The 21,128-nt window shown below is 70.7% G+C and carries 20 protein-coding genes and 1 other RNA gene; 9 read left to right on the forward strand and 12 right to left on the reverse strand.

Annotation, left to right across the window (positions count from 1 at the left end; genetic code table 11):
- Positions 1–7 precede the first annotated feature (7 nt).
- From DNK56_RS08780 to rnpB, 4 genes are all read left to right on the forward strand, one after another.
- A complete protein-coding gene (locus DNK56_RS08780; protein WP_111332121.1) occupies positions 8–1,426 on the forward strand; it encodes an RNB domain-containing ribonuclease in 1,419 nt (472 codons plus the stop codon).
- A 64-nt stretch (positions 1,427–1,490) separates the two neighbouring features.
- Positions 1,491–2,000 (forward strand): helix-turn-helix domain-containing protein, encoded by a 510-nt coding sequence (locus DNK56_RS08785; protein ID WP_111332123.1) that lies wholly within the window; start codon positions 1,491–1,493, stop codon positions 1,998–2,000.
- 115 nt (positions 2,001–2,115) lie between these two features.
- The gene (locus DNK56_RS08790; RefSeq protein WP_111332125.1) at positions 2,116–2,685 is read left to right on the forward strand and encodes a Uma2 family endonuclease; all 570 of its coding nucleotides are present in this window, start codon (positions 2,116–2,118) and stop codon (positions 2,683–2,685) included.
- Between the two features lie 44 nt (positions 2,686–2,729).
- Positions 2,730–3,131: RNase P RNA component class A (gene rnpB, locus DNK56_RS08795), an RNA gene on the forward strand.
- A gap of 252 nt (positions 3,132–3,383) precedes the next feature.
- Here rnpB and DNK56_RS08800 read toward each other — a convergent pair.
- Both DNK56_RS08800 and DNK56_RS08805 read right to left on the reverse strand, forming a co-directional pair.
- Positions 3,384–4,397 (reverse strand): NADPH:quinone reductase, encoded by a 1,014-nt coding sequence (locus DNK56_RS08800; RefSeq protein WP_111335607.1) that lies wholly within the window; start codon positions 4,395–4,397, stop codon positions 3,384–3,386.
- A gap of 54 nt (positions 4,398–4,451) precedes the next feature.
- Positions 4,452–5,144, reverse strand: coding sequence for a TetR/AcrR family transcriptional regulator (locus DNK56_RS08805; protein ID WP_111332127.1), 693 nt, complete (start codon positions 5,142–5,144; stop codon positions 4,452–4,454).
- Between the two features lie 152 nt (positions 5,145–5,296).
- Here DNK56_RS08805 and DNK56_RS08810 point away from each other — a divergent pair, with 152 nt between their 5' ends.
- From DNK56_RS08810 to DNK56_RS08820, 3 genes are read left to right on the forward strand one after another with little or no spacing between them, the layout of a single operon-like run.
- Positions 5,297–5,836, forward strand: a complete 540-nt coding sequence (locus DNK56_RS08810) for an SRPBCC family protein (protein WP_111332129.1) — start codon at positions 5,297–5,299, stop codon at positions 5,834–5,836.
- Positions 5,837–5,885: 49 nt separating this feature from the next.
- Positions 5,886–7,478: a class I adenylate-forming enzyme family protein gene (locus DNK56_RS08815; protein WP_111332131.1), complete on the forward strand. Its 1,593-nt coding sequence runs from the start codon at positions 5,886–5,888 to the stop codon at positions 7,476–7,478.
- The gene (locus DNK56_RS08820; RefSeq protein WP_111332133.1) at positions 7,478–8,680 is read left to right on the forward strand and encodes an FAD-dependent monooxygenase; all 1,203 of its coding nucleotides are present in this window, start codon (positions 7,478–7,480) and stop codon (positions 8,678–8,680) included. The genes DNK56_RS08815 and DNK56_RS08820 overlap by 1 nt, the downstream gene beginning before the upstream one ends.
- An 82-nt stretch (positions 8,681–8,762) precedes the next feature.
- Here DNK56_RS08820 and DNK56_RS08825 read toward each other — a convergent pair whose 3' ends face one another.
- The gene (locus DNK56_RS08825; RefSeq protein WP_111332135.1) at positions 8,763–10,262 is read right to left on the reverse strand and encodes an MFS transporter; all 1,500 of its coding nucleotides are present in this window, start codon (positions 10,260–10,262) and stop codon (positions 8,763–8,765) included.
- 102 nt (positions 10,263–10,364) lie between these two features.
- Positions 10,365–11,144 (reverse strand): alpha/beta fold hydrolase, encoded by a 780-nt coding sequence (locus DNK56_RS08830; RefSeq protein WP_111332137.1) that lies wholly within the window; start codon positions 11,142–11,144, stop codon positions 10,365–10,367.
- Between the two features lie 310 nt (positions 11,145–11,454).
- Here DNK56_RS08830 and DNK56_RS08835 point away from each other — a divergent pair, with 310 nt between their 5' ends.
- Complete coding sequence (locus tag DNK56_RS08835) at positions 11,455–12,675, forward strand: acyltransferase family protein (RefSeq protein WP_111332139.1); 1,221 nt, start codon at positions 11,455–11,457, stop codon at positions 12,673–12,675.
- A 3-nt stretch (positions 12,676–12,678) separates the two neighbouring features.
- On the forward strand, positions 12,679–13,533 hold the full coding sequence (locus DNK56_RS08840; RefSeq protein WP_111332141.1) for an NAD(P)H-binding protein: 855 nt from the start codon (positions 12,679–12,681) through the stop codon (positions 13,531–13,533).
- A gap of 67 nt (positions 13,534–13,600) precedes the next feature.
- Here DNK56_RS08840 and DNK56_RS08845 read toward each other — a convergent pair whose 3' ends face one another.
- The 8 genes from DNK56_RS08845 to DNK56_RS08880 all read right to left on the reverse strand — a co-directional run bounded on the left by DNK56_RS08845 (position 13,601) and on the right by DNK56_RS08880 (position 21,029).
- Positions 13,601–14,986, reverse strand: coding sequence for an FAD-binding oxidoreductase (locus DNK56_RS08845; RefSeq protein WP_111332143.1), 1,386 nt, complete (start codon positions 14,984–14,986; stop codon positions 13,601–13,603).
- A gap of 2 nt (positions 14,987–14,988) precedes the next feature.
- A complete protein-coding gene (locus DNK56_RS08850) occupies positions 14,989–15,390 on the reverse strand; it encodes a VOC family protein (protein WP_111332145.1) in 402 nt (133 codons plus the stop codon).
- Between the two features lie 109 nt (positions 15,391–15,499).
- The gene (locus DNK56_RS08855; protein WP_111332147.1) at positions 15,500–16,870 is read right to left on the reverse strand and encodes an aldehyde dehydrogenase family protein; all 1,371 of its coding nucleotides are present in this window, start codon (positions 16,868–16,870) and stop codon (positions 15,500–15,502) included.
- A gap of 1 nt (position 16,871) precedes the next feature.
- Positions 16,872–17,987, reverse strand: coding sequence for an AMP-binding protein (locus DNK56_RS08860; protein ID WP_111332149.1), 1,116 nt, complete (start codon positions 17,985–17,987; stop codon positions 16,872–16,874).
- Positions 17,988–18,055: 68 nt separating this feature from the next.
- The gene (locus tag DNK56_RS08865; RefSeq protein WP_111332151.1) at positions 18,056–18,484 is read right to left on the reverse strand and encodes a YybH family protein; all 429 of its coding nucleotides are present in this window, start codon (positions 18,482–18,484) and stop codon (positions 18,056–18,058) included.
- 7 nt (positions 18,485–18,491) lie between these two features.
- Positions 18,492–19,316: an arylamine N-acetyltransferase family protein gene (locus DNK56_RS08870; RefSeq protein WP_241989810.1), complete on the reverse strand. Its 825-nt coding sequence runs from the start codon at positions 19,314–19,316 to the stop codon at positions 18,492–18,494.
- Between the two features lie 7 nt (positions 19,317–19,323).
- Entirely contained in the window at positions 19,324–20,340 is a 1,017-nt protein-coding gene (locus tag DNK56_RS08875) for a 3-oxoacyl-ACP synthase III family protein (protein WP_241989811.1), read from the reverse strand.
- A 65-nt stretch (positions 20,341–20,405) separates the two neighbouring features.
- Positions 20,406–21,029: a flavodoxin family protein gene (locus DNK56_RS08880; RefSeq protein ID WP_111332155.1), complete on the reverse strand. Its 624-nt coding sequence runs from the start codon at positions 21,027–21,029 to the stop codon at positions 20,406–20,408.
- Between the last annotated feature and the right edge of the window lie 99 nt (positions 21,030–21,128).

Genomic DNA, 21,128 nt, shown 5'->3' on the forward strand with positions numbered 1-21,128 from the left:
CCTTCGTATGACCGGCGCAGCCGGGACCCCGCTGCGGGAGGCCCTGCGCGGGCTGCGCACCGAACTGTCGCTGCCCGGCGACTTCCCGGCCGACGTCCTTGCCGAGGCGCACGACGCGGTACGCGCGCCGGAACTCGGCGCACACCGCGACGCGACGGACATCCCGTTCCTCACGATCGACCCGCCCGGCGCCATGGACCTCGACCAGGCGATGCACCTGGAGCGCCGCGCCCACGGCTACCGGGTGCGGTACGCCATCGCGGACGTGGCCGCGTTCGTGCGCCCCGGCGGCGCGCTGGACGCCGAGGCCCACCGCAGGGTGACCACGCTCTACTTCCCGGACGGCCGGATTCCACTGCACCCGGAGGTCCTGTCGGAGGACGCCGCGAGCCTGCTGCCCGGCCGGGTCCGCCCCGCCGCCCTGTGGGAGATCGACCTGGACCCGGAGGGCCGCGCGGTGGCGACCCGGCTGGGCCGGGCCCTCGTACGCAGCCGCGCCCGGCTCGACTACGCGGACGCGCAGCGGCAGATCGACGCGGGCACCGCCGAGGAGCCGCTGGCGCTCCTCCGGGACATCGGCACCCTCCGCGAGGAGCGGGAGGTGGCACGGGGCGGCATCTCCCTCAACGTGCCCGAGCAGGAGATCACCGAGCACGACGGCGGCTACGGCCTGGAGTACCGCGCCCCGCTCCCGGCGGACGGCTGGAACGCGCAGATCTCCCTGCTCACCGGCATGGCGGCGGCCCGCGTCATGGCGGACAGCGGCACCGGCATCCTGCGTACGCTGCCGGTCGCGCCGGACGGCGCGGTGGCCCGGCTGCGCCGCAGCGCCGAGGCCCTGCGCATCGACTGGCCGCACCATGTCCCGTACGCCGAGGTCGTCCGCTCGCTCGACCCGAGGCGCACGGACCACGCGGCGTTCCTCCAGGACTGCACGACGCTGCTGCGCGGCGCCGGCTACACCGCCTTCGAAGGCGGCGACCTGCCGGTCCCCGCCGTGCACGCGGCCGTCGCCGACCTCTACACCCACTGCACGGCGCCACTGCGCCGCCTGGTCGACCGGTACGCCGCCGAACTGTGCCTGGCGGCCTGCGAGGACCGCGACCCGCCCGAGTGGGTGCTCGCCGCGCTGCCGGCCCTGCCCAAGGAGATGGCGGAGGGCACACGGCGCGCCAACACGGTGGAGCGGGAGTCCGTGGACCTGGTGGAGGCGGCGCTGCTCCAGGACCGGGTGGGCGCGGTCTTCGACGGGTACGTGGTGGACGTGAAGGACAACGAACCGGCCATCGGCACCGTCCACATCGACGACCCGGCGATCGTCGCCCGCATCGAGGGCGACGCGCCCCTGCCGCTGGGCGAGCGGCTGCGGGTCCGGCTCGCCGAGGCGGCGCCGGGCACGGCGAAGGCCCTGTTCAACCCGGCCTGACGGCGTCTCGTACGATCGCGAGTTCGGCCCCCGCGCCCCGCGCCCGTACGAAGGAAGGACCGGCGTGACCGACCGCGCCCGCCAGCACCAGATCCTGGCCGCCGCCCGTGTGCTCCTGGAGCAGGAGGGCCCGGACGCGCTGACCATGCGCCGGCTCGCCGGGCGGCTCGGCATCACGGCCCCCTCCCTGTACAAGCACTTCCCGGACAAGTCGTCCGTGGTGAACGCGCTGGCCGACGCGATGCTGGCGGAGACCGCCGAGGCCCTCGAAGCGGCGGAGACGGCGGCGCCGGGCTCGTTCCCGGCCCTGGCCGCCGCGTACCGCGCCCACGCCCTGGCCCACCCGCACCTCTACCGCCTCACGACGTCCCGCGCACACCCCCAGCACCTCGAAGACCGCGCCGCCGCCCCCCTCTTCCGAGCCCTCTCCCACGACGAGGCCACGGCCCGCGCGGCCTGGGCCTTCGCCCACGGCATGGTCATGATGGAACTGAACAACCGCTTCCCCACCCCCGAATCCATCACCGCGGCCTGGACAGCCGGCATCACCGCGCTGACGCCGAGCCGCCGCTGAACTCCTGGACCCATCCTGTGCCACGATCGGGGGAAAGACTCCCATCTCACGGACGGCTGGTTCCGCGATGGCCCACTCTGACGAGCGACCGAGGAAGGGGCGTGACATGTCTGCCATGCCGCACGAACCGCTTTCGCAGGCGGACGTCCTGCTTGAGGGCTTCCTGGCGCTGGATACGCCGGAGGGCTTCCGAGCGGAGCTGATCGAGGGGGAGATCGTCGTGACACCGCCGCCGGACGGGGATCATGAGGACTACATCGGACTGATCCTTGAGCAGGTGATGGCTTACTCCTGCACAAAGATGCAGTTCTCCGGGAACAAGGGCCTGAAGCTGAGAAGCGGCGGCGGCTGTCCGAAGAACCACGTCATCCCCGACGGCACTTTCGCTCCGAGGGCGCTGCGGTTGTACCGGGGTGCCGAGTCGTGGATGCCGTGCGAGGGGGTGGCGCTCGTGGTGGAGGTCACGTCGTCGAAGGCGGCCGCCGACCGCGAGGCCAAGCGGCACTGTTACGCGAGGGGCCCGATCCCCCTGTACCTGCTGGTCGACCGGGAGGAGTCCTCGGTGACGCTGTTCCGCGACCCGGAGGGGGACGACTACCGCCAGCACTGCACGGTGCCGTTCGGCAAGCCCGTGCGGCTCCCGGCTCCCTTCGATCTCGAACTGCGCACGGAGGACTTCCTCTGAGCGGACCGGTCCGTCGGGCCGGGTAGCATGGGCGGTACGGCAGACGAGCCGGGCGGACGGCCGCGTGGGGATCTTCGGGTCCTCCCGAGGAACGTCCGGGCTCCACAGGGCAGGGTGATGGCTAACGGCCACCCGGGGTGACCCGCGGGACAGTGCCACAGAGAACAGACCGCCCGGGACTCCGGTCCCGGGTAAGGGTGAAACGGTGGTGTAAGAGACCACCAGCGCCTGGGGCGACCCAGACGGCTAGGTAAACCCCACCCGGAGCAAGGTCAAGAGGGGCCGCCGCGAGGCGGCCCTGCGCGAACGTTCGAGGGCTGCCCGCCCGAGTTCGCGGGTAGACCGCACGAGGCCGGCAGCAATGCCGGTCCTAGATGGATGGCCGTCTCCCCGGCCGCCGCGAGGCGACCGGGCGACAGAACCCGGCGTACAGCCCGACTCGTCTGCCGCCTCCAACGGCTTCGCCCGCGAAAGGGCCTCCGACCGAACGTTTGCCACCGCCCTCCTTGTCGCGATGTCCTTCCCGCCGACACCAGCCCGATCATATTGAGAGGCCGGATTCGCTTTGTTCCCTTCGTGTCACGTCCCGAACTGTGGCGCAGCCGGCCAGACTTCGATGCCCCCGTCTTCACGACCGGGGGACTGGAGGCTTTCGGACTCGTCCGCATCGGGGCCCGAGCTCACGGGCTCCCGGTTGTCTACTCGGATCTTCCCCGCGTGGGGGAAGACTCCTGTCGCGCGGGCAGCAGGACTACGCGGCGACCGTGCAGTTCGCCGTCCTCGATCCGCCGGTGGCTGCGGGCCGCGTCCGCGAGGGGGGCCTTCTCCAGGAAGCGTGGTCGCAGCATCCCGGCAGCCAGGAGGCGATTGATCGTACGAGCGGCGTCGGCGAGTTCCGCGGTGGACGCATGCGAGATGACGAAGCCGACGACCGAGCCGCCCTTCATGTACAGCGGGCCCGCCGGCAGCACCGGCCGGGACCGGGCGCCGGCCAGGAGCACGATGCGGCCGTGCTCGCCGAGTACGGCCACGGCGCCGGCCAGGTCGTTGGTGCCGGAGGTGTCCACGTACACATCCACTCCGGCGGGGCACAGCCGCGCTGTCTTCTCGCGCAGTCGCGGGTCGCGGTAGTCCAGTACCGCTTCGGCCCCCAGCGACGCGCAGTAGTCGGCGTCGGCGGGCCGGGCGGTGGCGATGACGCGGGCTCCCGCCTCGACCGCCATGACGATCAGGGCGCTGCCGACGTTGCCTGCGGCGCCCGCGACGACCACGGTCTCGCCCGCGCGCAGCCGCCCGTGCCGGAAAAGGGCGAGGTAGGCGGTGCCTGCGGGGTGCACGGCGGCGACCGCCTGGGCGGGGTCCACCCCGCTGGGCAGGTGGTAGAGCCGGTCGGCCGCCACGACGGCCTGTTCGGCGGCGGCGCCCTGCCGTCCGGCGTGGCCCAGGCTGTTGCACCACACCTTGTTGCCCGGGGCGAAGCCGATCGCTCCGGGGCCCGCGGACACGACGGTGCCGACGAGGTCCCGGCCGATGACGAAGGGGAACCGCAAGGGGGTGCGGAAGGCACCGGACCGTACGAAGGTGTCCACCGGATTGACCGAGACCGCCTCGACATCGACGAGGACGTCGACCGGGCCGGGCCGGGGTGCGGCGATCTCGCCGTACACGATGGCGTCCGCGGGGCCGAGTTCTTCGATGAAAGCTGCGCGCATGAGGTGATCGTCACAGGCGGGCGAGGCGGAGGGCAGTCCGCTGTGCATGATTCGTCAACTCCTGCGGACCCGGCCGGACAGCCGCCCGTAGTGCCCGAGGAATACGTCCACACCACCCTCGAGGATGCGCTCGACGAGGGCCGGGGGCAGTTCGGTCCCGTACGAGCGGTAGACCAGGTGCGGTGACAGGACGAGACCGGACAGCTGAAGGACCGCCAGTTCCATGTCCGCGATCCGCAGCAGGCCCCGCTCGTCGAGGCGGCCCAGGGCTTCGGCCAGGGCGGCGTGCTGGCGCTCGGGGCCGTGCTCCTGCCAGGTCCGGCCGAGTTCGGGGAAGCGGTGGCGCTCGCCCGTGATCAGGTCGCGCAGAGCCAGTACGTTCGGTGCGCTGAGCCCCTCGACCCAGGTACGGCAAGCCGCCAGGAGGTCGGTGCGCACATCGCCGGACTCGGGAAGCTGTGCCTGGATCAACGACTTGGTACCGGCGAGCGCTTCGTCGAGGGTCTGCTCGATGACAGCGTTCAGGAGATTCTCCTTGCTGCCGAAGTGGTTGTAGACGGTGACCTTGGATACGCCGGCCTCCGCCGCGATCAGATCCATACCGACCGTGAACCCCTCCTGCGGGAAGACCCGGCGGGCCGCGTCCAGGATCGCCTCGCGCTTGCGGGCCGCCCGCGGTCCCGACGGTACGGAGCGCGTCTGCGGCCTGTGGGCCGCCCCGGCCTCCGGGTTCCTGCTGTCGGACATGCGTGTCCTCGTCTCCCTCGGCGCTGCAGGTTCAAGAGATTCAACTGTACCGTTGCGTTCAACTGAACTGAACCGTATGGTTCAGCTCGTTCGGCGGGATCGACGACCGCGACGGACGACCAGTAGCAGCAGCATGAAAGAGAGCGATTCCCATGAGTGAGCAGAACGGCACGCCGCTTCTCGCGTCCCGGGCCGAGGTCCGGATCGAGGCCGCGCCGGCCGAGGTCTACGCGACGGTGAGCGACCTGTCCCGCAGCGGCGAATGGAGCCCGGAGTGCCGCGGTGGTTCATGGATCCAAGGCGAACCGGGTGCCGTCGGCGCGGTGTTCCGGGGCGAGAACGTCCGCAGCGAAGAGGTCGTCTCCTGGGCGCCGGTGGTACGTGGCGCCTGGACGACGTACGCCGAAGTGGTCGACGCCCAGCCGGGCCGCACCTTCCTCTGGGCCATGCGGGACAGCGCGGGCCGTAAGCAGCAGAGCGTCTGGGGCTTCGACATCGAAGCCGACGGCGAGGGCAGCGTCCTCGTCCACCACTTCCGTATGGACGCGCCCACCGAAGGCATCCTCGGCATCACTGCGGAGATGGACGAGGAGCGCAAGCGGCGCTTCTTCACCGAGTGGGGCGAGAAGGTGGCCGGTGATCTCGCCGAGACACTGCGGCGCATCAAGCCCTTGTTCGAGAAGGCGGGCTGACCGTACGACGGGCACGCTCCCCGACACACCTGAGCCAGGAAGGCACAGCATGTTTCTACAGCGCGTCGCGAACAAGGGGATACGTCTGGGCACGCTCTTCGAGCGGGCCGCACGCAGGCACCCCACCAATGTCGTGATCCTCGACCACGACCTGGACATCGCCCCGGAGCTCGGCCGCCGGGCGACAGTCACCGAAGTGGCCGACCTGATCGACGACTTAGCCTCACGTCTCTGGGCCGCGGGCGTCCGCCCCTCCAGCCGTGTCGTCGTCCACAAGTCCGACGGTTTCGACATCACCCTGCTGGCCTGCGCGATCACCCGGATCGGCGGCGTGCCGGTCCTGCTCTCACCGAAGCTGGACGGGGACACGGTGGCCGAGCTGGTACGCCGTACCGAACGGCCGTTCCTGATCACCGATCAGAGAAAGCTGGAGGAGAGCCTGCCGGCCGAGGTCTTCGACCGGGCCGAGCGGGTACTGCTCAGCTCCGGCAGGCATCCGGCGGCCCTCGAACTGTCCTCGCTGGCCGGCGTCGAGCGGGTCTCCCCGGTCACCATGCCCGCGGACCACCCCGCGCTGGTCACCCATACCTCCGGCACCACCGGCACTCCGAAGCTCGCCGTGCACACCGGCGCGACGCTGCAAGCCCGCTACCGGCCACAGGCGGCGGTCACGAGGCCGCTCCTGCGCAAGAAGGAGACCATCGCCCTGCACGTCTCCTTCGTGCACTCCCGGCTGATGACCGCGCTCGCACTCTCCCTGCTGCGCGGCTACCCCGTCGTCGTGCTCGCCGACGCGGACCCCAGGCGCGCCGCCGACCTCTTCTCGCAGGTACGTCCCGGCATCCTCGAAGCGCATCCCAACTCCTTCATGGAATGGGAGGAACTGGCCGACGACCCGCGCCGGCCGCTGGGGAACGTCAAGCTCTTCAGCTCGACCTTCGACGCCATCCACCCGCGCACCGTGCGGCGCATGCTCTCCGCCACCGACCGCAAAGTACCGGTCTTCGGACAGCTCTACGGGCAGAGCGAGATCGGGCCCGCGGTGGTCCGCTCGTTCACACGGCATCGCAGGCCGGACGCCGATGGCCGCTGCGTGGGCATGCCCTTCCCTGGGATGACCGAAGTCCGGGTGGTCCGCCGGGGCGGCAAGGAGCCGTCACGGGACGATCCCGGGTTCATCGAGGTGCGCAGTGACGGCCGGATCGTCACGTACCTCGGCGAACAGGAGCGTTACGACGCTCAGGTCAGCGACGGCTGGTGGCGCATGGGCGATGTCGGCTACCGCACCGGCTGGGGCTGTGTGCACCTGCTCGACCGGGAGGTCGACGTCATCGAGGGCTTCGGTTCCACGCTTGCCGCCGAGGACGCCCTCTTCTCCCGGCTCGACGAGCTCACCGAGGTGATCATCATCCCCGGCGAGCAGGGCAGGGCCGTCCCGGTCGTCTGCACCAGGGACGACCGGCCGATCGCCCCGGAGAGCTGGGGCAGGGCCGTCGCGGGACTGCCGGCCATGGCGGCCCCCGTCCACTGGCGTCAGTCCGAACTGCCGCAGACCGCCACCACCAAGATCAAACGTCTTGAACTCGCCCGCATCCTCGCCTCGGGCAGCACTGTGGGCCAGGTCGTCACGGAGGAGGTGTGATGTCGCGGATCATCGTCGTGGGCGGTGGGATCGGTGGCCTGGCCACGGCCCTTGCCGCAGCGGCGCAGGGCCATCGCGTCATCGTCCTGGAGCGGGCCGCACAGTTCGCCGAGATCGGTGCCGGCATTCAGCTGGCCCCCAACGGACTCCATGCCCTCGACCGGCTCGGTCTCGGCGCCACCGTCCGGGCGACCGCAGTCCGCATGGAGGAGCTGCGCTTCATGGACGGGGTCACCGGCGAGCACGTGGTGAGCATGCCGCTCACCGAGGAGTACCGCGAGCGATTCGGCAACCCGTACGTCGTGGTGCACCGCGCCGAGCTGCACACCGCGCTCCTGGAAGCGTGCCGGGCCCGCGAGGCGATCGAACTGCGCGGCGGCTGCAGCACCGTCGGTTACGAGCAGGACGGCACCGGGGTCTCGGTTCTCCTCAGCGACGGCGAACACGTCACGGCGGATGCCATGGTCGGTGCCGACGGTATCCACTCGGCGGTCCGCCGGCAACTGGTCGGCGACGGGGACCCCCGGATCTCCGGGATCACCGTCTACCGCGCGGTGATCCCGATGGAGCAGGTGCCCGGGGAACTGCGCCACGGCGGATCGGTCACCTGGTGGACCGGCCCGCACTGCCACTTCGTGCACTACCCGATCGCCGGCGGCAAGTATCTCAACCTTGCGGCCAGCAGCGACAACGGGGCAGCCGAGGCGCTCGCCGGGGTGCCCGTGACCAAGGACGCGGTGCGCCGGGAGTTCGGCGCGCTGGGCCCGGACGCGCAGCGCCTGCTCGAACTGGGCGAGGGCTGGAGGTCCTGGGTGCTGGTGGACCGCGACCCGGTCGAGCGCTGGACCGACGAACGGGTGGTGCTCCTCGGCGACGCGGCACACCCGATGCTCCACTACGTCGCCCAGGGTGCCTGCCAGGGCCTGGAGGACGCGGTGGCCCTGGGGGACCTGCTCGACTGCGGCGCGGACGAACTGCCGCAGCGCTTCGAGAAGTACAACGCCGAGCGTGGCGAGCGCACCGCGCGCATCCAGCGCCTCGCCCGGGAGAGCATCAAGCTCTGGCACGCCGCCGGAGCCACTGCCACGGCCCGGAACGAACGGCTCGCCGCGCTCGCTCCGGCCGAACTCCACGACTACGTGGCATGGATGCACGGCGCGCGGACCTCCACACGGACGACAGCGTGGCGGCCGGGAGCCTGATCGAGCACGGGCCCACCCGCAAAGGGTGGGCCCGTGTCGACCGGGTGCTGGGGCCCGCAGGCGCGGGAGCCCCAAGACAGTTCTAGGAGGCGGAACTCTCCGTGACCAACGGCTCGTCGGCGGCTGGCTCCGTGCCCGGCCCGCCCTGTCCGGACTCGCGCCGGCCGTCGCGGCGGAAGCGCAGCGCGATCGCCACGGACGCGGCGATGCAGGCCGCCGCAATCAGGACGGCGGTGTGCAGACCGTCGGCGGTGGCCGCCCGCGACGCCTCGCCGATCGCGCCCGTACCGGTGACGGAGTTGGCGACGGCGACGAGGAGCGCCAGGCCCACCGCGCCGCCCACTTGCTGACCGGTCGATACGAGGCCCGCCGCGATGCCCTGCTCCATGGGGTCCACGCCGGACGACGACGCGGCGAACATGCTGGTGTAGAGGGCGCCCTGGCCGAGGCTGAGCACGACGAGCCCCGGCACCAGGGCCGCGTACGATCCGGACGGGGTCATCTGGAGGGCGAGCAGCAAGGTGCCCAGCGCACCCACGACCAGGCTGCCGAGGATTGTGTTACGGGTGCCGAACCGGGTGGCGAGGCGGCCGCCGAGTGTAGAGCCCACCAGACCGGTGACCATCGGGACCAGGAACGCCAGGCCGGTCGTCAGCGCGCTGTAGCCGAGCACGTTCTGGAAGTAGACGGTCTGGAAGTAGAGCAGCGAGCCGAAGGTCGCCATGAACATGAAGGTCGTCGCCACACCGGCGGACAGGTTGCGGTTACGGAACAGGCGCAGCGGCATGAGGGGTTCGGCGCTGCGCGACTCGATGAACAGGAACACCGCGACCAGCATGATGCCGGTAGTGACCGAGGCCAGTACCGGTACGGAGGTCCAGCCAGACTCCGGGCCCTGGACCAGGGCGAATACGGTCAGAGTCGCGCCCGCGGTGCCGGTCAGGGCGCCCGGAAGGTCGAACGAGCGGCCCGAGGCGCGCGCGCCGTCGGCCGGCAGCAGCGGGAAGGCCAGGGCGATCGCCGCCAGGGCGAGCGGCACGTTCACGTAGAACACCGACTCCCAGCCGAACGCCTGGGTCAGCACACCACCGAGCAGTGAGCCGACGACCATGCCGCTCGCGCCGGCGCCGGCCCACACCGCGAGCGCGCGGTTGCGTTCGCGGCCCTCGGTGAACGAGGTGATGACCAGGGACAAGGTGGCGGGGAAGAGGAACGCGCCGCCCAGCCCCTGCACCGCACGGGACGCCACCAGGAATCCGGGCGAGGTGGCGAGACCGCCGAGCAACGAGCCCACCGCGTACAGCGAGAGACCGAAGACGAAGACGCGCCGGCGGCCCAGCAGATCACAGGCGCGCCCGCCCAGCAGCAGGAATCCTCCGTAGACCACGGCATAGGCGCTGACCACCCACTGGAGCGTCTGCGCGGAGAAGTCCAGGCTGTCGCCGATCTCGGGCAGGGCGACATAGACGATGTTGTAGTCGAGGGACGTGATGAGCTGGGCCAGTGCCAGCAGCGCGAGCACGAGCGCCGGGCGGCGCCGGGATGTACCCGACCCGGCCGCAGCCGGTTCCACGGAAGTCATAAAGACTCCTTTCTGGACACGAAAAATGGGCGGAGTCAGAGATACTCGACCCCGCCCGTGAGGAATTAATTTTCGGTACTCTGGGCGAATGCTTCCGAGGCGTCAGGCCTTGCGGATGAAGTCCTTCACAAGCTTGACGAAATCGGTGGGGTTCTCGTACACGACCACGTGACCGCTCTTGATCTCGCTGTACGAGCTCCTGGCGATTCCGGCGGCCAGTTCGCGGGCGTTCGCGACCGGGACGGTGCTGTCGAGCGTGCAGCCGATCACGAGCGTCTCGGCCTCGATCTTCGGCAGCAACTCGCGGATGTCGGCCCGCAGGTTCAGGTCGATGTGGCGAAGGGCGCCCTCGGTCGGCTGGTTGCCCGCGATGATGCCTTCGAGCGGCTCGTGGCCGACTCCGTTGAGGAAGTCCGGGCTGAAGGCCGTCAGGGTGCCGAAGCGGCCGAAGGCGTCCGCGTCGCCGCTCAGCGAGCGCCACACGGTCATGTGGTTGTTCAGGTATGCGTCGCCGGGGCCGGCCCAGCCCGCCGTCAGGACCAGCCGGCTGACGAGGTCGGGGCGGGTGGCGGCGACCGCCGCCGAGACGACGGCGCCGAGCGAGAAGCCGACCAGATCCACGGGGCCCTTGCCGGCGTCCTCGATGACTCCGATGATCTGGGCCGCGAGCTGCTCGACGGTCAGTTCACCGCCGTCGTACTCGGTGGCGCCGCAGCCCGCGAGATCGGGCAGCAGCACCGTGCGGTCGTCGGTGAACTGGTCGACGAGGTGCCCCCATGTTCCGGCGGCGCCGAAGCCGGTGCCGTGGACGAAAAGCACGCCGTCCCCGGAGCCATGGACCTGGTAGTCGACGCGGGCGTCACCTGCGGACACGATGGGCATGTTTCTCCCCTTAGCTTCGTGCTTGCACGAATGAGTGATATTGCGGGGTACCGCCCGCCGGGTCGTGACAGGCGGTACCCCGATAACGTAGGGGAAGATACCCGGCGTTCGGGAACGAATTCCGTTGACTATGTCAGGTCGGCGACCCGGAAGGGTGGCCGCAGGTGCAGCTGACAGATTATTCCGCAGAGCACGCCCAGAAATCCATGGATGCAGTCCAATCGGACCACAGGACGCCCCGGTGCGCCCTGTTGATCTCGTTCATTCATGCAGGCGACTGCAACAACTGCATATCCAAGGATGGTATTAAATGGCTCACGGTCAGTGGCTCCGGGAAGACCCGGCGGTCGCCGTCCCCGAAAGGGCCGGCACGAACTCGTCCGGCCCGCGGGCGGAGTCGGCGCGCCTGTCCCGTCTTCCCTCGCTCACGGGGCTGCGCTTCCCCGCCGCGCTGCTCGTGTTCCTGTATCACGCCGCACTGCCGATTCCGGCGCTGCGGCTGCTCCAGGACGACTCCGTGGTCGGTGACTTCTACCTGCTCGCCGGGCAGGCCGGCGGCCTCGGGGTCACCTTCTTCTTCGTCCTCAGCGGCTTCGTGCTGACGTGGTCGGTCCGCAAGCAGGACACGGCGCGCGCCTTCTGGCGCCGCCGCTTCGTGAAGATCTACCCCAACTACGTGGTGGCGTGGGTCCTCGCGATGGTGCTCTTCGCGTCCGCGTACACCTCGACCGGCACCGCGCTCGCGAACCTGCTGATGGTGCAGGTGTGGTCGCCCGACTTCAACACGTACTTCAGCGTGGACCCGCCGAGCTGGTCGCTGGGTGCGGAGGCGGTCTTCTACGCCGCGTTCCCGCTCCTGAACAACGCCTTCCGGCGCATCGCCCCCGCCCACCTCAAGTACTGGATCATCGGCGCCATCGTGGTCGTCGTCGCCACGCCGGCGCTGGCCTACGCCCTGCTGACGAACACCCCCGGCATACCCGGTGGCGAGACCAGCTCCGTCGTGCAGTATTGGGTCGCCTACGTGCTGCCGCCGGTCCGCATCGTCGACTTCGCGCTCGGCATGCTCGTGGCGCACGCGGTGGCCAATGGCAGGTGGCGTGACATCGGCATGGCCTGGTCGGGGCTGCTCCTGGTGGTCGGCTACACGCTCACCGCGTACGTGCCGTACCTGTACGGCCAGCGCGCGGCCTGCGTCGTCCCGGTCGTCCTGCTGATCGCCGCCGCCGCCCGTGCGGACGTGGAGAACCGGCCCTCGCCGTTCCGCAACCGGGCGATGATCTGGCTCGGCGAGATCTCGTTCGCCTTCTATCTGCTGCACTTCGTGGTCCTCGCGTACGGACGCGAGCTGCTCGGAGTGCAGATGTACTCGACGGCCGCCACAGCGTTGCTGCTCATCGCGTCAGCCGCCGTCACCGTGGTCCTCTCCTGGGCGCTGTACGCCTGGGTGGAAGCCCCGGTCACCCGCCGCTGGTCCAAGTCCCGGCGCGACGGCCGCACCTCGTTCGTACCCGCCGAAATCAAGGAGTGAGAGATGCCCCCCGCACAGATTCTGGTCACCGGCGCCACCGGGCAGGTCGGCCGTGAGGTTCTGAGGCAGCTGGTCGGGCAGGGCGCGGCTGTCCGTGCCGGCGCCCGCACCCCGCAGAAGCTGAACCTTTCCGAGACCGTGGACACCGTGGCCTTCGACGCCACCCGGCCCGAAACGCTCTCCACGGCCCTCGCCGGGGTGGAGAAGGTCTTCCTCTACCCCTTCCCCCAGGGCATGGACACGTTCCTGGAGGCGGCGCGCGCGTCCGGGGTGAAGCAGATCGTGCTGCTGTCGTCCCAGACAGTCGCGGAGGCGTTCCCGGGGCAGGAGCCCATCGCGGGCATGCACCGGGCGGCCGAGGCGGCGATCGCCGCCTCCGGCATCGCGTACACCTTCCTGCGCCCGCACAACTTCGCCACCAACATCCTGATGTGGGGCTGGCCGCAGAGCATCAGGGCGGAGGGGAAGGTCCGCTTCCCCTACCCCGGGTCGCACAGCGACTGCATCCACGAGAAGGACATCGCGGCCGTCGCCGTGAAGGCGCTGACCGACCCCGGCCACGAGGGGAAGAGCTACTTCATCAGCGGGCCCGAGTCGGTGACGCAGCGCCGTCAGCTGGAGATCATCTCTGCGGTCACCGGCAGGCCGCTGCAGTTCGAGGAGCGCACCCCCGAGCAGGCTCGCGAGGACTTGAAGGAAATCGTGCCCGACTGGGTGGCCGACGCGGTGTTCGGCTACTGGGAGCACTCCGACGGTGTGCCGACCGAGCTCTCGGACACGGTCGAGCGGATCACCGGGCGGCCCGCCCGGACCTTCGCCGAGTGGGCGGCCGACCACGCCGCCGACTTCACCGCCTGATTCGCGGCACACAGACGGGGGGACGGGCCGTGTGGCCCGTCCCCCTTCCGGCCTGCAGCCCCGAAGCTCAGGAACTCCGGCGCCTGTGCGGGCCGATTCCGTACGTGAGGCGGAACAGGTCGTCCGGGTCGTACCGTTCCTTGAGCGAGACAAGCCGTGCGTGGTCCTCCGCCCGGTAGGCCCCGCGGACCCGTTCGGGGGAGGTGTCGTCGATGCCGAAGAAGTTCACGAAGGCGCCACCCGTGCCCCACGGGCGCATCGTCGCGTACAACTCGTCGTGAGCGGCCCTTACCCGGCCCGGTCCGTCCGATCCGAGGACCGAGGTGGAGAAGAGCAGGAACCCCGCATCCCGGCCGGCGACCGCGTTGGGCACCTCGGGGGACCGGGCGTAGGCGCCGCCGTGGTGGCGGATCTCCACGAAGTACGGAGCTCCGGCACCCGGCCCGGCCAGGGCGAGCAGGGCGTCGACCGCGTCGGGGGACAGCTCGCGCAGGGCGGCGTTCCGGTCGTACACCGACACTGGGCCGGGGGGTTCGTGATGGATCGAACCGGCCTCCGCGTACGGTATCTCGGTGACCGTGTCCCGCAGGGCGGTGCCCGCCGCGCGTAACGGCCGCACCCAGGCCTTGCCCTGGTCCGGGTCCCCGGAGAAGGCGACGCGGATGTGGGTGATGTGCCGGCCGCGCAACTCCTGGGGAACCGCCGGCAGGTCGGGATAGCCGATCAGCTGGACCGACGAGGACATCTCATCGGGGACGGCGGCGCACCAGCGGGCGTACGTGTGCAGGACCGCGGCCGAGTGCTCGGCGCCGAAGTAGAGCCCGCCGCCGTAGAGCCGGGCCACCGGGAACAGGCCGATCTCCATGGAGACGACGACTCCGAAGCCTCCCTTGCCGCCGCGCAGGGCCCAGAACAGGTCGGGTTCGCACTCGGGGCCGGCGATCCGCAGACGCCCGTCCGCGGTGACGACGTCCAGGCGGCGCACATGGTCGGCCGCGTAGCCGAAGCGCCGGCCGAGCAGTCCGAGCCCGCCGCCGACGGTGTAGCCGACCGCACCCACGCCGGGGTTCGAACCGCTCAGGGGCGCGAGCCCGTGCGGTGCCGTCCTGGCCAGGACGTCGTGCCAGGACGCACCGGCCGCGACTGTCGCGGTGCGGCTCTCCGGGTCGATGCCGACCGCGTTCATCCGGCGGGTGCTGATCATCAACTGTGCTTCGGCGGAGTGCGAGAGGCCGTGTCCGGTGGCCTGTACGGCGACTGCGAGCCCGGCCCCGGCCGCGTACCGGACCGCGGTGCGGACGTCCTCGGCGGTGTGTGCGCCGACGACGACGGCGGGCCGGTGGTCGAGGGCCCGGTTGTAGCCGAGCCGTTCCTCGTCGTAGCCCGCGTCACCGGGGCGCAGGACCGTGCCGGTGAGGGCCGGGCCTCGGGCTGTGCCCGGAACTGTGGTCATCGTCAGTCCATTTCGTGGGGGCGGGTCATGATTTCGATGCTGTGGCCGTCGGGGTCGTCGAAGTAGACGTTGCGTCCCCCGGCCCAGCCGCCGATCCGGCCGGGGTGCCGCTTGAAGGGGTCGGCCCAGTAGGCCAGGCCCCGGTCCCGCACCCGGCCGAAGATCGCGTCGAACTCCTCCTCGTCGACGAGGAAGGCGTAGTGCTGGGAAGTGATCTCGGACACCGGGCCGGAGAGTGCGTCGGCGGCGGCGAGGATGTCCAGAGACACCTCGTTGGACAGCTGAAGGACCAGGAACGGGCCGTAGGGGCGTGGTGCCGGCAGGCCCAGGATGTCGGACAGGAACGCGGCGGTGGCGTCGCGGTCGAGGGCGGTGAGGATGGTGTGGTTGAGGCGGACTGCCATGGGTGGGTGCCTTCGGATGAGGGTGGGAGGGCGGACGGGGAAAAGCCGCCGGCCCCGTGCGGGGCACGGGGTCGGCGGTCGTTGACGGGGAATGGCCCGTGGACGCGCGTCAGCCGCGGATCACGGTCTTCGTGCGCATCAGGAACTCGCCGAGGTATCCGTCGTGCGGGACACCCGGCCTGATCCAGTATGTGGGGTGGTCGCCGAGGTAGACGTTGCTGATCGTCGGCTCCTGGAGCAGCGAGTCGATCAGCGTCTCGTCGTCGGTGTACGCGGTGAGCACCAGGGTGTTGTGCATCGGGCCGATGCCGTCCGCGGGTTTCCAGGGAGCCACCCATACGCAGGGGAAGGGCAGTTCGATGCTCGCCTGCCGTGCGTCGGGCCGGTCCAACTGGTGCACGGCGGGGCGCAGCACCGCGCCGCCCGTCGGCAGTTCCTCGACGATCCCGTCGCCGCCGAGGTGGGCGACACAGCCTCTGGCCTGGGCGAGCAGATACTCCTCGAGGGCCCGGGCACCGGCTACCGGCTGTACCGCGAGGCGCGCCTTCTCGTCCTCGGGAGGCAGGCTCACGATGTCCCGGAGCCGTTCGGCGATGGCTGCGGCGAGTGGTGCCGGGTCTCCGTCGACCAGGACCGTCGTGGCATTGATACAGGCGACGCCGCCCTGATGGCTGATCGAGTCGACGATGGTGTCGAGGTGCTCACGCCAGTCGGTGTCCGCGGTGACGAGGATCTTGGAACGGCCCGGCCCCTGCGGCAGGATGTTGCTTCCCGCGTACTTGCGGACCACTTCGTCGCCGCCGTATACCAGACCGAAGTCGGCACCGCGCAGCACCTCGTCGGCGGCGTCGTGGTCGGTGGGGAGCAGCACGACCTGGTCGGTGCCGAAGCCGGCCAGGCGCAGCGCGCTGATCAGCCGGTGCGGTGTGAACGGCTCGCGCCGCGAGGGCCGCACAGCCACCCGGTAGCCGAGGGCGAGAGCCTCCAGCCACAGCGAGTGCGGTCCGGGGTGGTTGCCTGCGGCGTGCACGGCGAAGACGTTCCCGCGCCGGGTCCACACGGCGCTGCCCTGTTCGGTGCGCGGGTCGCGCCAGTCGGCGACGGCGCCTCGCGGGCGCGGCACGTCCGTCACGTGCTCGGCCTGCTCGGCGGAGTCGATAATGGCGGCGGTGGCCGCGCGTACCACGGACAGCGGGACGCCCGAGACCCGGGCCACCGTGTGCTCGTACTCCGCGAAGGAGAGGCCGCCGATGACGTCCTCGGCGAAGATTCGGGCGGCCCGGGTCAGGGCGGTCAGGCGCTCGGCGACCGGCAGTGACCGGGCCCGGTGCAGCGCCTTCATCGTGCGCGAGACGAACAGCCTGGGGACCAGGCCGAGTTCGGCGACCGGATCACCCGCCACGTCACTGATGGTGATGCGGTTGCGGGCACGGAACGTCCCGTTCGGGCCGAGCGCGTCCAGTTCGATGGGAGCGGGCATCTCAGTAGACCCCTTCGATGACGGTCTCGTTGTCGAACTCGAGGACCGGTGCGATGTCGGCGACGGAGTCCCCGGTCTGCGCGGTGCCGGCCGGCGGCGGCATACGGATGCCGGTGTCGCGCTCCAGGTTGTTCGGCATGAAGAAGCTCTTGCTGACGTGATGCATGACGACCTGCCCGCGCTCGCCGTACTCCACCGGGCGGCCCGTCAGGGGATCGATGACGGAGAACGTCATGTACGGGGACCACGGGTCGTAGACGCACGGCTCGTCGTCGCTCAGGCCGGGCCGCTCGCTGGCGTTGCCCAGGATCATCGTGGAGCCGTAACCGCTGTACAGCTTGGCCTCGGGGAAGATCTCGGTCCGGTAGAGGTGCCTGGTGTCGGCGTCCATCTGGGTGCCGACCCAGTTGATCGCCCGCACCTTGCCACCGATCAGCTCGGCGAGGTCCTCCCGCTGGGAGAGGCGCTCCAGCACCGGAGGGGTGCACATCAGCACGCCGATGTCCTGGGTACGCAGCACATGGGCGACCTGGTCCACTATGTGCTCGGCGTACGCGCCCGCCTCCGCGCCCTTGCCGTCGGCGATGAGCCGTTTCACCCAGCGCGGATCGAGGTCGACCATGAACGCGAGCCCGCCGCGCAGGGCCGTCTGCTGCTTGATGACATCGCCGACCATGTGCGGGCCGGTCGGCGCGACGACGAGCCAGTTGACGTCCTGCGGGATGCCGTGCGCGTCCAGCTGCGCACTGCTCCAGGCGAGCAGCCTGTCCAGCCAGTCACGCAGCAGTACGATCCGCTTGGGGGCGCCGGTGGTGCCGCCGCTCTCGTAGACCCCTACGACATCGGGGCGCTTGCCGTAGCCGCGTGGTACGAGATCCTCGCCGCGGACGTCGCGCAGCGAGCCCGCGAGGTTCGGGAAGCGCGTGAGGTCGGCGAAGGTGCGGATGTCGGTCAGCGGGTCGAAGCCCAGGTGCGCGGCGCGTTCCAGCCAGAACGGTGACCCCGTCTCGGGCGAGAAGTGCCAGCGCAGCGCGGCGCGCAGGAACTCCTCGGGATCGGGTGCGGAGTCGAAGGGCAGGTCGAGGACGCTGAGGTCCTGGTCGGCGGTGGTCGGCAAGGTCTTCCTTCCAGAGGGGATCGTGCGGGTCCGGGCGTACGGAGCCGGGTCCCGTTGTTCGCGACGGATCAGGGGCGGTCGGTGCCGGAGGGGTTGTCGATGAGATAGCGCCAACGGCCGTCGCTTCCGCGGCGGGCCACGTCGGTGGCCGAGCCTTCCAGGTGCACCGGGGCCCCGTCCGGTCCGTTGCCCGAGATGACGTAGTCGCCGATGAGCAGGGCGGTGTCGTCGCAGACGTAGGTGTGGCGCGGGGTGAGCCGGATCGGGATCCCGAGCCCGAGGAAATCGGCGTTCGCGGCGCGCCGTTCATCGTCTCGAACGCTCAGGCCGGGGGCGGTGACGAAGACCGCTCCGGGTGCGAACAGCCGGTCCACCGCGTCGATTTCACCGGAGTTGAAGGCCCGCTCGAATGCGGCGGGGAGCTCGGCGGGGTCGGTGGGTGGTCCGTGGAGTGCTGTGGCGGCAAGGTCCGCGGCCGCGCGCGACGTGTGGGTCATGCCGTGCTCAGCCCGTCTCGATGCCGCTGCCGGCCCGCCGCGGGGGCCGGGGCACCCGGTCGAGGTCGAAGCCGAAGTGCTTGCGGTAGGCGGCACGGATCGCCTCGTCGTCCCCGAGCTCCTCGGTGGTGCGCTCGCCGCCGGCGATCACGGTCAGCCGGTCACCCTTGAGCGTGACCTTTCCGTCCTCGGTCGGCATCGAGCAGAACAGGTCCTGGAGGAACGGTGACTCGGGGGCGGTCCGCCACCACCACAGGGTCGGCCCGAAGTCGCCCACCTGCATGACGCGTTCATCGATCCGGTACAGGGGCTTGCCGTTCAGCAGCACGTCGTGGCCCCAGGCGCCCTCGCCCTCGGCCCTTACCACCCGGTAGTCGCCCTGGACGTCCGGCTGCGGCTCGGCCGTGGCGAAGCGGAGCGGCGTACGGCTGTTGCGGCCGAAACCGACGTCCACGAGCCAGGGTTCATCGAGTCGGACCCGCAGGGCCAGATGCCCCATGTACGGCCCCGGCCCGTCCGGGCGGTGGACCTGGCCGGGCAGGAAATCGACCTGGTAGCCGAGGGCGCGCAGCAGGTAGCCGAAGGCGGGGTTGAGCTCGTAGCAGCCGCCGCCCCGGCGACGGTCGACGATCTTCTCCAGGACCTGCTCGTCCATGTGGACGGGCTGGTCGAGGTGGTAGTCGAGGTTCTCGAACGGCACGGTCAGGCAGTGCCGTTGCTGGAGGACGCGCAGTGCGTCGAGGTCCGCGACGGCGGGCCGGGAGGCGCCGATCCGCGCGAGGTACGCCTCCACTTGAGCCTCGTTCAGCATGTCGTTCCCTTCCTGTGTCATGGCTGGATCACCAGGTGAGCAGCGCGAGGCCCATGGCCATGCCGCCGCCGAAGCCTGCGAGGAGTACGAGGTCGCCCTGCTTGACCGCTCCGGAACGAGCCGCCCGGTCGAGCGTGACGGGGACGGACGCGGAGCCGGTGTTGCCGTACTCCTCGAACGTCGTGTGCGTGCGGTCGAGGGGGATGCCGACGCCGCGGGCGAGATTCTCCAGCATCCGGCCGTTGGCCTGATGGGGGACGAAGTGGTCCACGTCCTGCGGGCGCATGCCGTTGTCCGCCAGGAACATCGAGATGGCCGGAGGTACCTGCTGCGCGACGAAGTCACGGACCGCGCGCCCGTTCATGACGAAGTGGTGCATCCCCTCGCGCAGGGTCTGCTCCGAGGCGGGCAGTCTGCTGCCGCCGGCGGGAACCTGTATCAGGTCGCGGTCCGCGCCGAACCCGGTGAGGCGGGCGCCGTGCATCCGGCCGGTGCCGTCGGCCGGGCCGAGCACGACCGCGCCCGCGCCGTCGCCGAACAGGATCGTGGTGCGGCGGTCGTGCCGGTCGAGGATGCGGGAGTAGATGTCCGCGCCGATGACGAGCGCGTAGCCGTCGGTACCGCGCAGCATCCGCTCCGCCGCCGCCAGGGCGAAGACGAACCCGCTGCAGACGGCGTTGAGGTCGAAGGCCGTGGTGCCGAAGCCCGCGCCGACGGCGTCGGCCACCGCGCTGGCCGTCGGTGGCTGGGGCTGGTCCGGGGTGGAGGTGGCCACGACGACCAGGGAGAGTTCCGAGCCGAGGATGCCCGCGGCCTCCAAGGCGGCGAGGCCCGCCGCGGCGGCCAGGTCGGACGTGGCCTCGTCGGGTTTGGCCCAGCGCCTCTCCCGGATACCGGTCTTGCCCAGGATCCAGTCGTGGTCGACGCCTGCCGGAGCGCCCACCTCGTCGTTGGTCACGACGTGGGAGGGCAGCCAGGAACCGGTGCCGAGGATCGCTACGGCCGATGAGGCCGGTCCCCGTTCGTATCGGCCGGTGGTGATCAAGGTCTTCCCTTCAGGTCTTCGACTGCCCCCGCGGGGGCCGGAATGCGGGCGGGTACGACAGATGTTCAGCCGCAGGTCGTCCGGCCTCGTGCGAGGGTCTCGGCGACCACGACGACGCGACGGGTCTGGAAGCGGACGGCTTCGAGGTTGTCCTCGTGCACGTTGCCGGGACGGTTGCGGGTGACGCTGCTGCTGCCGTACGGGTTGCCGTTCTCGGGGCGGTACAGGACCTCGCCGGTGGAGCCGGTGGCGACGATGAGCGAACCCCAGTGGCACACGGCGTTGTAGAGCGCCATCAGCGTCGTCTCGTGGCCGCCGTGCGGTGCCGAGCCGGAGGTGAACGCGGAGACGACCTTGTCTGCCAGCTCGCCCGGGATCGAGACCGGTGCGGTGGAGTCGATGAACGCCGACACCGGGGCCGCCGGCATGCCGAACCGGACCGGGCTGCCGAGCAGGATGCCGTCGGCCCACAGCAGGTCGTCCAGGGTGACCTCGGGGACGGACCGGGCCGCGGCTGTCTGCGCGGCGACCGCCTCCTCCGTGCCGGGAACGACGGTGTCGCGGGGGAGCGCCGGGATACGCAGCAGCCGGACCTCGGCCCCTTCCTTCTCCGCGGCCTCGGCGGCGGCGACGGCCAGCTTGTGCACGTTGCCGGTGGACGAGTAGTGGACGACGGCGATCTTGACCATGGCGGAGAGGACTCCTCGTTGCGTGAGTGGACGGATGAGGGGGGCCGGGCGGTACGGCTCCGCTCGGAGCGTGCGCGGGCGGACGGCGCCCTTCACGCC

The sequence above is a fragment of the Streptomyces sp. AC1-42W genome (assembly GCF_003248355.1).
In the GTDB taxonomy this organism is placed as follows: Bacteria; Actinomycetota; Actinomycetes; order Streptomycetales; family Streptomycetaceae; genus Streptomyces.